The following is a 12354-nucleotide window of genomic DNA, read 5'->3' as shown; positions in this document are numbered from 1 at the left end:
TGTGATCTAAAATGTGGAAATAACATACAAAAATTGGTGATCGGTTAACGAATTTGCCAATCACCAATTATGAAAAAGCAATTATGCTTCTTTTACAGCTAAAAATTTATTGTAAAGCCACATTAAAATTGTTGCAAGTACACCAATCCCAATTAACGCAAACCATACAAGTTCCGGTTTGCCCGCCGCTTTGAAGATTGGTACAGCCAACCGCCAAGTGGATCACCGACAAATCTTGCAATTGCTATTGGAAGGAACGCATAACCCTGAAACAATCCTTGCTGTCCTGCAGGAGCGATATCAGAAATATACTCGTAATATCTTGGAGCCTGCACCATTTCACCAATCGCAAAAGCAACAATTCCTGCCGCGATAGTTGGTATGCTCGGGTAAATTCCGATGATAACCCATATCAAACTTGAAAATGCAAACCCGTATAAGATTGCTTTAGAGGTTGGTAGATTTTTCGTCAATCTATTTAATGGAATTTGTAAAAGAATAATTGCTCCTGCACCGGCCCACGATTGAATAATTTCATAAGGTGCGGAAGCACTTATATAATCTGTTATGTAATAAGGTACGATTATAAATTCCTGCCAGAAGATTATCCAGTACAAAGAATAGATTAAAAGAAAAATCATAAACCTAAAATTTGCAAGTACAACAAATAAGTTTTCAATTTTCTTTCCAAAAGATTCAACAACATCCGTGGCGGGTGATTTAACTTCTTTGTATAAAAGTATGTTTACAATCAGCATTGCAAAACAACTGATTGATGAAACTATGTAAACATATTGGTTACCAAAGCTATCGCGTACAAAGTATGCAATTGTTGGTCCAATCATTGCGCCGGCATTTACCAGCCAGTAATAAATTGCAAAGCCAAGTGATTTTGTTTCAGGTGTTGATGTAACTGCAACGGTTCCGAGTACAGATGGTTTGATAAAAGATCCTCCGAAAGCAGTAAAAACTAAGAATAACATTAACAACCAGTATTGGTTAAAGTTTCCGTACACACCCGAAAAAGATGACATTCCAACTGAGCCGATAAGAAAATATCCAAGGCCGAGAATTGTAAACGCAATATTAAAAGCTTTTCTAAATCCCCATTTATCAGCAAGAGTTCCACCAAGAATAGGAAGCAGATAAATCAAACCGCCAAAAATCCCGGAAAGCTGTCCCGCTTCTGCTTCTGTAAAACCAAGATCATTACGCATGTAAATCATAAAAACAATTTGCTGACCATAGTAAGCAAGTCGCTCAAACAACTCCATTACATTTGCCACCCAGAATGTTTTATGAAAACCGGATTTTAGATCTTGTAGTTTGTTTTTAATATCCACAACGATGCCTTTAAAAATATTGCGCGCAATTTAGTTATGATGATTTTTAGTAACAAAAACTTTATCTCTTTAAATCGGAGTTGCAGCTTGTCTATTAAAACTGAGTTTACTTGTGTATTCATTACTCTTCATTTGTGAGCTAAAAACAGGCCTGTATATTTATAAATACTTAAATTAAAGCCATAATCTAATTCCATTCTCGGAACGATAATTGTTAATCCGTTAGTTCCTTACAATTAAATAAATTGAAATTGAAGAGAAATATTTTAAACATACAGAGGCAATAAAAAAGATTTTTATGAAAACACACTTAATAACACTCCTACTAGTAACTACTTTATTTTCTATGGGTTTAGCGCAAAACAAAAACGCGGTAATATCTGAATTAAAAAACAGTGAAGTTAAAATTAAATTACACAGACTTATTGAGTTTAAGGATTCCGATACAAAAAGCGGCAGCAAATTTTTAGTTGCAGATATTACAATTGAAAATATTTCTGATAAGAGTATTCAAATGGGTGCTGAGTACACAATGAGCATTACACTTAAAGACGATAAGGGAAACGAGTATCGTTCCGGTTTAAAGGGAGAAGGAATTGTTTCAACCTATCTAACTAAAGACGGAAGCGAAGAACAGGATTCTAAAGCACACAACTTATGCTTTAGCGATAACTTTCCTGTAAAAACAAAAGCAAGATCTTTGCTTTGCGGATTTAAAGTTCCTGTTGATTCAAAAATAGTTTCCTTCGGTGTTAAGAAGAAAAATTTGTGGAGTGTTGTTAAATAAAATTTATATTCACAGGGGAGCATTATGAAAAATTCTAAAGTTCTTTGTTCGGTATTTGTTCTTTCTTTCTTCTTCATTTCAACAATTTATCCCCAACATGGTAATCCTCAAAATCGTCGAGCGGGAAATATTGACGCAAATCAAGTAAAGACAGTTTTTACTAATACTGGCATAATTGCTCAGCCAGGTAGTGAAGGACCAAGATTTGGTTGGATTTATCCGCACAATGTTTATGCTGGTGATATGAGTATCGTTTTTGGATTAGAACTTCCCATCAGAGATTATAGACGCGGCACACTTCCTCCAGATGGAATTCCTGATACAATTCATTCGGTTATTATAACTCCTGTTGATAGACCTGGCGGTGGTGAGGGCGGAGGCGGAAAATCTTATACCTTTGAACCACTTTTGGGTTACTTTAATCCAATTTTGGATGAAATAGGAATGGGGGTTGCAATTAGTACAGAGCCTATCACTTGGCCAACCTTTTGGATAGATCATCCGGAATATGGAACCGGTGTATGGAACGGTTTATATGGCCCGAATAACTATGTCGGTGATGAAGAAGCTTTATTCGTTATGGATGATTTTAATGATGAAGAAAATTTTGTACAAAACGATTTTTTGCCGGATTCCACCGATCCATCCATTAAAGGACATGGAATTGAAGTTAGAGTGCGATATGTTGAATTGAATAATCCAATTTATAAAGATATTCTTTTCAAAATATATGATGTCAAAAATAAATCGCTTCACAATTATCACAAACTTGTTTTTGGAAATTTAACTGGTTCTTACGTTGGAGGCGAGGACCCCGAATGGAATGATGATGTTTCTTTGTATTATCCCAAAGACAATCTAATTGTTACTTCAGATTTTGATAACCACATCAACCCAGTTGCAAATCCAAATTGGCAAGGTCGGGTTGGAATGTTTGGGGAATCATTTATTTACACTCCTACAACAAATAAAATTGCAAGCTTTGATTACTTTGTTCCTGCGGGTGCCATTACTATGTCTGATGATGAAGGAATGTGGGATCAAATTACCCCTGGAAATTATACGTGGCCTTCTAGCGTGTTTTATGTAGATTCAATTCCTCACGCAGTAAGAGGCGAAGACGGAGATTATTTGTGGGGGGGCGAATATTTCTCAATTAATTCAACGGAAACAAAAAGAATAGTTACTGCATCTGTCTTTGGATATTCTAAAGCTGAAATCTTAGTTAAGATGAAATATGCTGAAGCACTATACAATTCAAATTTTGATACTGTAGCAGTTAAAAATTCAATTTCTATTACAAGTCAAACCTTTCATAAAATCGTATCAGGCAATGAAGCAATAACATGGAACTCAATTAATTCAAGTGGCACCGTTGATATTTTATATAGTCCTGATTATGGGAAGAGTTGGCAAACAATCGCTAATAATGTTCCTAATGCTGGTGCTTATAACTGGAATACATCGTTAGTTGAAGATGGTTCATTTGCAAAGATAATTGTCTGTGCAAAAAATAATGATGGGTTTACTTATGCAATTGATGAAAGTGGGTACTTTACTGTTAATAATTCTGGAAATGGAAAACCATTTGTAAAGATATTTAATGAGGAACTCTATCCCGGAGTTACAGTTGCTAACGAAACTTATAATTTTAATCTATTAATTGGTGATCCGGAGAACGACCCATTACTATTAAAAGTGTGGTACAGTTTAAACTCGGATACGGTTTTTCAAACATCCCAAAACATAAATGTAACTAGCGATACTGCAGTTCAAGCAATCCCAATCTACCTTGTTAACATTCCAAATTCAGATAGATTAAAAATTAAACTTGAAGTAACAGATGGAAATAGTTCATATTCTGATATTACACTAGAGTTTGGAAAGCAAACACAGAGACAAGTTCTTCCTGTTCAAAACTTTGAATGGATAAGACATTATGCAGAAGTTCCTGTTGAGATTCGAGTAATAGATTCAACACAATTCACGGGTGAAGAATATATTATATCATTTACTGATACCATTCCGAATACAGCCAAAACATTTTCTGTATTTAACAAAACAACAAATCAATTTACGGTATTAAACGAACCGATTTATCCGAATAACGAATCAATATTTTTTGATGGAATGACGCTTTATACGGAAGATATTATTACTGGTTTGGATGAGACAAGAAGCAGGTGGAGCAACCCAAATATGCAAAACTTAGATTATTCAATTGATCAATTTAGTTATCAAACTATTAATGGATATAGATATCCGTTTGATTATAAATTTGTGTTTTCATTTACATTCAACGATTCTTCAAATTATTTAAGTCAAATATTTGGTAATATTGCTCCTCCCGTAAATCCGCATCTAAATTATAAAATTTTCGAAAAAGTGGGAGAGATCTGGGAAAGGACACAATTTGCTCTATCCGAAACGAGACCCGAAAGACGGGATACATTGTCTCGTGGAGATATAGTGGTGCTTTCTAATCCTTCTGGGGATAAACTATCTTGGCGTGTGACTTTTATCGGTGAGCAAAATTCAAACATTCCTTGGGGTGGAGATACGCTTTATCTTTATACAAAAAAGGGGTTATCTGTTTACGATACGATTCGAGTACACGGTTTAATAGTTAACGTTGATGAAACCCCATATGCACCGATATCTTATTCTTTATCACAAAACTATCCAAACCCGTTTAATCCAAGTACAAAAATAAGTTACAGCATTGCAACAGCAGGAATTGTTTCACTAAAAATCTATGATATTCTTGGAAGAGAAGTTTCAACATTAGTGAACGAAGAAAAACCTGCAGGCAGGTATGAAGTAAACTTTAACGCAAGCAGTCTTGCAAGTGGAGTTTATTTCTACCAAATTAAAGCTGGCAGTTTTACTCAAACTAAAAAACTTATGTTATTAAAATAATTTTTGAATCATTAAGACTAAATGCTCAATGTTTTAATATTTAATTGAACGTTGAGCATTTATAATTAAACTCTCGCCGATCAGGCCTTTTTCATTTCTTAGAAAACACGTTTTTATTTCCATTATTTGGCAAAATTCATTTTGCAATTAACAATCAATAATTTCGTTTTATCAACTTAAACACAACATTTATATTTAATTGAGTGGCATACTTTTAGAAAAAACGTTGTGCTTTAATTTATTATTTATTCAATGTTGCTAATTGTAAAACTTTGTAGAATTGATTGTTTATGAGTTCAAAAACGTTTCATGGTGGTGTTCATCCCAAAGAATATAAAGGACTAACCGAGCATCTTAAGTTTGAATGTTTCCCTTTACCCGATCAGATTATCCTTCCACTTTCTCAGCATCTTGGTAAGGAAGCTTTGCTTCAAGTTAAAAAAGGTGATGATGTAACTGCGGGTCAGCTTGTTGCTAGTGCAGAGGGATTTATTTCTGCACCTGTTCATTCTTCTGTTGCAGGGAAAGTTATGAGTGTTGGCAAAGAACAAACATCAAGCGGATTTCCAAAGAATTCAATTGTAATAAAACGAAATGGAACGATTGAATCTGAATCAATGACCAAAGAATTTCTTTTACCAAGTCTTAATCCTGAAGCAATTACTCCCGATGAAATTAGAGAAAGAGTAGCACTTTGTGGAATTGTTGGACAGGGCGGCGCAGCTTTTCCAACATCTGTTAAACTTACTCCGCCTAAGGATAAAGTAATTGATGTGGTGATTCTTAATGGCTGTGAGTGTGAACCTTATCTTACCCGCGATTACAGATTTATGATTGAACGCCCGGATGATTTGATATCAGGATTAAAATTAATAATGAAAGCTCTTGATGTTAAACGCGGAGTAATTGGAATTGAAAATAACAAACCAGAAGCGATTGAGTTATTATCAAACAAAATTAAGTTTGAGCCCAGGTTAGAAGTTGTATCATTAAAAACAAAATACCCGCAAGGCGCGGAAAAGATGTTGATTAAAGCCGTAACAGGTAAAGAAGTTCCTCCGGGCAAACTTCCTATGGATGTTGGTGCCGTTATTCAAAATATCGGAACTGCAATTGCTATCCACGATGCCATAGTTAAAAGCGAAGTTTTAATTACGGCAGCATTGACAGTTTCCGGAAAAGGGATACTGAATCCAAAAATTTAATTGTTCCTGTTGGTACTTCAATTCAAAGTGTAATTGATTATTGCGGCGGAGTAACAGAAGACGCAGTAAAAATTGTTGTCGGTGGCCCAATGATGGGCGTTGCACAGTTCGATTTACATGCACCTGTAATGAAAGCAACATCTGGAATTTTAGTTTTAACAAAAGATGAAGTTGCAGAAAACCCGGAAACGCCCTGCTTGCGATGCGGCCAGTGTGTTGGCGCTTGTCCATTAAATTTAATGCCGACAAAGCTGGCTAGATATTCACAACTAAACAGATTTGAAGATGCGGAAGGAGCAGGAGTAACGGTTTGTATGGAATGTGGAACTTGTGCTTACACCTGTCCGGCAAATATTCCTCTTGTTCAGTGGATAAGATTAGGCAAACAAAAAGTTTTAGACTTGCAGAAGGAAAGAGCTGCAACTAAGTAAGTCAATGCGAATCCGACTTTAGTCGGTGAAGCAATCTTTAAATGAAATTAGGTTATTTAAAATAATGACAGATCACTTCCTCCCGCTGTCCCGGGACTCGTGATGACATCAAAAAAAATATGGAAACAGCTACAATTACAGAAACAAAAAAAACAGTACACTTTGATTTAACAACATCACCTCATTTGCATTCAAAGTGGTCAACATCAAAAGTGATGTGGTTTGTTAATCTTGCACTCGTTCCCTGCATTGCATCAGCATTGGTATTCTTTGGAATTTACCAGGCTGTAATAATGATCACTGCTGTGATTTTTTCTGTTGGAACAGAAGCCGCAATTCAATTAATACGAAAAAAACAAGTTACCTGGTTTGATGGCAGTGCAGCATTAACAGGTTTGCTTTTATCCTTAACATTGCCGCCTAATTTTTCTTTATCAGCAACTGCAATTGGTTCCGTTGTTGCAATTGGATTAGGCAAGCAGATTTTTGGCGGATTGGGATATAATATTTTTAATCCTGCTTTAGTAGGAAGAGCTTTTTTGCAAGCTGCTTTTCCTGTACAGATTACAACCTGGACTCAGCCAAACTTTGCTGTTGATGCTGTTACAAGCGCAACTCCGCTGGCCGCATTTAAGTTTGATAAAATTTTAACAGCACAAACTCCCTTAATGATTGGAAATATTGGCGGTTCACTTGGTGAAACATCTGCAATAGCTGTTTTGCTTGGTGGAATATTTTTAATAGCAGTTGGAATTGTAAACTGGCGCATACCTCTTTCAATGATAATCGGAATGTTTTTATTTGGCGGAATATTCTGGTTAATCAATCCGCAAAACCCTTCTCCGCTTTTTCACATCTTTGCAGGAAGTTTTCTTTTTGGTGCAATGTTTATGGCAACTGATTGGGTTTCATCACCAATTACAAATAAAGGTATGTGGATTTTTGGATTAGGCATTTCACTTGTGCTAATAGTAATAAGAATTTACGGCGGCTTACCCGAAGGTGTTATGTACTCAATTTTATTTATGAACGGATTTGTTCCTCTTATCAACAGATACACCTCTCCAAGAATATTTGGAGTTGTTAAGGAGGAAAAGAAATGAAAGTAACTCACATTGTTGCAGCACTGACAATTATTGGAATCATTGCCGGCGGATCGTTGTCGCTGGTTAATAACTGGGCGGCACCAAAGATCGCAGCTAATCAAAAAGCCGAAACAGAACGGGCTATTTATCTTGTTCATCTTGATGGAAAAAGATACGAAGAAATTAAACACTCAGGATTTGAAGTTTATAAAGTTTTTAATCAAGCAGATTCATCAGTCGGATATTCAGTCGTTTATTCGGGAAATGGATTTCAAGGTAAAATTAAATTGATGATTGGTCTTGCTGAAGATTTAAACAAAATCACTTCCATCGAAGTTCTTGAACAATCAGAAACACCCGGGCTTGGAACAAAAATTCTTGAGCCGCCATATAAAGATCAGTACAAAGGATTAACACCAACCCCATTCATAAAATTAGTAAAAGGCGTTGAGCCTTCAAATCCAAATGAAGTTCAATCAATAACCGGGGCAACAATTTCATCGCGTGCTGTTGTTACAATAGTAAACGAAGGAATTACAAAATTGAAAGCGGTTGAAAATAAAGGAGCCTCGAAATGAAAAAGCAAGTAACGCTCCTGAGAGAATTTACAAAAGGCTTGTGGGAAACAAATCCAGTTTTTAAGCAAATACTTGGAATGTGTCCGACACTTGCTGTTACTGTTTCAGCTATAAATGGAATTGCAATGGCGCTTGCCACAACTTTTGTTCTTGTATTTTCAAGTTTGCTTATTTCGCTTGTACGAAAATGGATCCCTAACCAGGTTAGAATAGCATCATACATTGTTATCATAGCAACCTTTGTAACAATTGTAGATCTTGTAATGAAAGCTCAGTTTGTGGAGTTAAGTAAAGCGCTCGGTCCTTTCATTCCACTTATAGTTGTAAACTGTATTATTCTAGGCAGAGCAGAAGCTTTTGCGTCAAAAAATAATCCGTTAAGATCAGTTTTAGATGCGCTTGGAAACGGCGCTGGATTTTTAATTTCACTTTTTGTGCTCGGAAGTGTTAGAGAAATAATCGGATCAAGAACAATTATGGGTTTTCAGGTTTTACCAAATGGATTTGAACCCTGGTTAATAATGATTTTACCGGCTGGAGCATTTTTAACTCTTGGTTTGATGATGGGGTTTGCGAATATGTTTATCGAAAGAAAGAAAAATTTAGAACGTGAATCTTTAATTGCTCAATATAAAAGATCCGGAAGAGAAGAAATTACAGAAGAAGTTTTAAAAGAGGCTGGAGTATAAAATGGAATTACTAATAATTTTTATCTCAGCAGCATTAGTTAACAACTTTGTTCTATCATACTTTCTTGGAATTTGTCCGTTCATCGGAGTATCAAACAAAACTTCTTCCGCTATTTCAATGGGAATGGCCACAACATTTGTAATGGTACTAACGGCAATTGTTAGCTGGCTTCTTTATAATTTGATTCTTGTTCCGTACAAATTAGAATTTTTACAAATTCCATCTTTCATTTTAGTTATTGCCGCACTTGTTCAGTTTGTTGAGATGGTGATCAAAAAAGTTTCTCAGCCGCTTTACAGAGCGCTTGGAATTTTTCTTCCATTGATAACGACTAACTGTGCAATTCTTGGTTTAGCACTTTTAGCATCAATGAGAAGTTATGACTTTTTAGAAAGTGTAATTTTTGGATTTGGCGCAGGGGCCGGATTTACGCTTGCCTTGGTAATTATGGCAGGAATAAGAGAAGAACTTGATCTGGCAGATGTTCCAAAACCATTTCGGGGTGCGCCGATTACATTAATTGTAGCTGGAATTCTTGCACTAGCTTTTATGGGCTTTGCGGGAATGATTTAATTATTTAGTCATCCCGAACTTGTTTCGGGGTCTATTTAAATCTTTGAGATGCTGAAACAAGTTCAGCATGACTTATTAAACTGAATTTATTATTGAGGATAAAATGATATCACGAAGAAACTTTTTAAAGATTGCCGGTCTAACTTCTGTTGCACTCGGTGCTGGATACACAACAGGCAAGTTAAATGGTAATTCTAAATCTGTTTATTATGCGATGCACGGGTTTATCCCAGCAGACGAACAAGTAATAAACAATCTTGTTTCAGTATTTAAGAATAAAGTAAAAAGTAATTCACAGCCGATTGTAATTTCTGATTCAAAAATTGGAGAAGTAATCAATAGGTTTGATTTACAAGCAAACAAACAATCATTTTCTAATAATGGATCAATTATTTACAGAATTAAAAGATTAGACAAGCAAATTGATTCGGATGTTATAGTAAGCGATGGGAATAATTCTATTTATGCTTTAGATGATTTTACTTCTGCATTAGAAAACATCAGAAGAAATATAAAGAATAAAAAGCACAATATTTCTTTACAGCGGAGTACAATGAAAGAGATTTAATTTCTTCAATATTTAAATCAAACAGAAAAGAAATTGTAATTGAGAATGAAAGAGGTTTGGTTGATAGAATATCGTTAAATAAAAATTATAAAAATGTTTTTGTTGATGGTCCGCTAGGTAAAACAGGTTTTAAGATAGAAAATGGAATTGCACAAGTTCATACTTCAACTTGCAGACATGGAATTTGTAAGCATACTGTTGCTAGTGGAGTTGGAAATGTAATAGCTTGTGCGCCAAACAAAGTATTAGTGAAAGTAGTTTTAGTCTAATTTGAAAAATGCAATTGCATATAGTGTTTTGGTAATCGTTCTTTTTTTTATTGGGTTTTTCATTGCCAGGAACAATGATAATGAAACCAAAACAATTAAACGCACTCAAATTCTTCTTGGAACTGTTGTAGATATTCAAGTCCGAGATGATGACGAAAAAAAAAGCTGAAGATGCAATTACACAAGCATTTGCTGAAGTAAAACGAATAGATGAATTATTTACAACTTATAATGAAGAAAGCCCTGTATGGAAAATAAATTATTCAACAGATTCAATTATCTCTGTTGATCCTGAGATCTTTAGTTTAATTGTTCTTTGTGATTCAATCACAAAAATTTCTGATGGATGTTTTGATGTAAGTCTTGATGATCTCACAAAGACCTGGGGGTTTGATTCTGATAATCCACATTTGCCGTCTCAATCAGAAATTGATTCGGCATTAATTAAAAGTGGATGGCAGAAAATTAAAGCTGTTGGTAATAACCAGGTTATAAAAACAGGAATAGTTGGACTAAACTTTGGGGCGATTGCAAAAGGTTACGCTGTTGATAAAGCAATGAATGTTCTTAGAAAATCAGGATTAAAAGAAGCTCTTGTAAATGCTGGCGGTGAGATTAGCGCACTTGGTAATAATTGGGTTGTTGGTATTCAACATCCTAGAGAAACAAATTCGATTATTAAAAAATTAAAACTTAATAATTATACAGTTGCAACTTCGGGAGATTATGAACAGTATTTTGAAAAGATGGGATTCGTTATCATCACATACTTGATCCTAAAACTGGTTATCCCTCAAAAGGATTGCAGAGTGTAACGATAATAAGTAAATCTAACGCTTTCGCAGATGCACTTGCGACTGCAGTTTTTGTGATGGGAAAAAATCAAGGAATGAAGTTGATAGAAAGTCTAATAGATACCGAAGGAATGATAATTGATTCTGAAGGAAAATATTTTACTCGACTGGGTTTAAAAAGTTTTTAATGTAATTACTTAGGGGTCATCCCGAACTTGTTTCCGGGATCTTTGATGATTTGAAAGATGCTGAACCAAGTTCAGCATGACAAAGCAGAAGGAAACTAAAATGGATTATACATTAATAATTGCAATAGCCACTATGGGCGGACTGGGATTTATCTTTGCCGGCGCCCTTGCCTTTGCAGACAAAAAATTGCGTGTTGAAGAAAATCCTAAAATTGCTGAAATAAATGATATTCTTCCAAACGCAAACTGCGGTGCTTGTGGTAATGCAGGTTGTTATGATTTTGCAGTTAAAGTTGTTAACGGTGAATCAAAAATAACTGGATGCCCTGTTGGCGGACAAGATGTTGTGGATGAAATTGCCAGAATAATGGGAATGGAAAGTTCCGCAAGTATTAAGCTTGTTGCAAGAATTCTGTGTAACGGCGGCAATATTGAAGCTGTTACAAAAGAAGGAGTTGAATATCTTGGTCCACAAAGCTGCTCTGTAAAAACAATTGTTGCGGGTGGAGATAAAATGTGTTTGTATGGTTGTCTAGGTGGCGGTGATTGTGTTGATGCTTGTCAGTTTGGTGCAATATTTATGAATGAAAATGGTTTGCCCGTTGTTGTAGAAGAGCTTTGTACAGGTTGCGGGCAATGTGTTGAAGCTTGCCCACGTGGAGTAATTGAAATTCATCCCGAAGACAGAGAATTATTTGTATTCTGTAAAAATCACGATGATCCTAAAAGAGCAAAAGAAGTTTGTAACGTTGCTTGTTTTGGCTGCGGAATATGCGCCCGTAAATCAGATGGCGGAATTGAGATGCGAGTCTTTTTACCTGAAATAAATTATGATAAGCTTGATCTGAGTAAAATTCCAATTGACAAATGTAAAACAGGTGCCATAAAGTTAATTCATCCGGAAAGAGCTGCGGAAAATGCGCC

Annotated in this window: 11 protein-coding genes and 2 pseudogenes; 12 read left to right on the top strand and 1 reads right to left on the bottom strand. The window is 35.4% G+C overall.

Features of this window, described 5'->3' with window-relative positions:
- Positions 1-81 precede the first annotated feature (81 nt).
- Positions 82-1274, bottom strand: a pseudogene (locus IPJ23_06050) (MFS transporter).
- 367 nt (positions 1275-1641) lie between these two features.
- Here IPJ23_06050 and IPJ23_06045 point away from each other — a divergent pair.
- From IPJ23_06045 to IPJ23_05990, 12 genes and pseudogenes are all read left to right on the top strand, one after another.
- Positions 1642-2130: a hypothetical protein gene (locus IPJ23_06045; GenBank protein MBK7630245.1), complete on the top strand. Its 489-nt coding sequence runs from the start codon at positions 1642-1644 to the stop codon at positions 2128-2130.
- 2199 nt (positions 2131-4329) lie between these two features.
- Positions 4330-5049: a T9SS type A sorting domain-containing protein gene (locus IPJ23_06040; protein MBK7630244.1), complete on the top strand. Its 720-nt coding sequence runs from the start codon at positions 4330-4332 to the stop codon at positions 5047-5049.
- 290 nt (positions 5050-5339) lie between these two features.
- A pseudogene (gene rsxC / locus IPJ23_06035) lies at positions 5340-6685 on the top strand (electron transport complex subunit RsxC).
- A 119-nt stretch (positions 6686-6804) separates the two neighbouring features.
- Positions 6805-7788, top strand: coding sequence for an RnfABCDGE type electron transport complex subunit D (locus tag IPJ23_06030; GenBank protein MBK7630243.1), 984 nt, complete (start codon positions 6805-6807; stop codon positions 7786-7788).
- Positions 7785-8348: an FMN-binding protein gene (locus IPJ23_06025; protein ID MBK7630242.1), complete on the top strand. Its 564-nt coding sequence runs from the start codon at positions 7785-7787 to the stop codon at positions 8346-8348. Before IPJ23_06030 ends, IPJ23_06025 begins: the two co-directional genes overlap by 4 nt.
- A complete protein-coding gene (locus IPJ23_06020; protein MBK7630241.1) occupies positions 8345-9037 on the top strand; it encodes an electron transport complex subunit E in 693 nt (230 codons plus the stop codon). The genes IPJ23_06025 and IPJ23_06020 overlap by 4 nt, the downstream gene beginning before the upstream one ends.
- Position 9038: 1 nt before the next feature.
- Positions 9039-9611 (top strand): electron transport complex subunit RsxA, encoded by a 573-nt coding sequence (gene rsxA / locus IPJ23_06015; GenBank protein MBK7630240.1) that lies wholly within the window; start codon positions 9039-9041, stop codon positions 9609-9611.
- Positions 9612-9714: 103 nt separating this feature from the next.
- A complete protein-coding gene (locus IPJ23_06010; GenBank protein MBK7630239.1) occupies positions 9715-10179 on the top strand; it encodes a twin-arginine translocation signal domain-containing protein in 465 nt (154 codons plus the stop codon).
- Positions 10179-10448, top strand: coding sequence for a NusG domain II-containing protein (locus IPJ23_06005; protein ID MBK7630238.1), 270 nt, complete (start codon positions 10179-10181; stop codon positions 10446-10448). Before IPJ23_06010 ends, IPJ23_06005 begins: the two co-directional genes overlap by 1 nt.
- 149 nt (positions 10449-10597) lie before the next feature.
- The gene (locus IPJ23_06000; protein ID MBK7630237.1) at positions 10598-11263 is read left to right on the top strand and encodes an FAD:protein FMN transferase; all 666 of its coding nucleotides are present in this window, start codon (positions 10598-10600) and stop codon (positions 11261-11263) included.
- Positions 11200-11430: an FAD:protein FMN transferase gene (locus IPJ23_05995; protein ID MBK7630236.1), complete on the top strand. Its 231-nt coding sequence runs from the start codon at positions 11200-11202 to the stop codon at positions 11428-11430. Before IPJ23_06000 ends, IPJ23_05995 begins: the two co-directional genes overlap by 64 nt.
- A gap of 100 nt (positions 11431-11530) precedes the next feature.
- Positions 11531-12354 (top strand): RnfABCDGE type electron transport complex subunit B (locus IPJ23_05990; protein ID MBK7630235.1); only part of this gene is annotated, 824 nt, incomplete at its 3' end.

This window comes from Ignavibacteriales bacterium, assembly GCA_016709765.1.
Lineage (GTDB): Bacteria > Bacteroidota > Ignavibacteria > Ignavibacteriales > Ignavibacteriaceae > IGN3.
The sequence above is the reverse complement of the archived record's forward strand: the minus strand, read 5'-3'. Positions and strand labels throughout refer to the sequence as shown.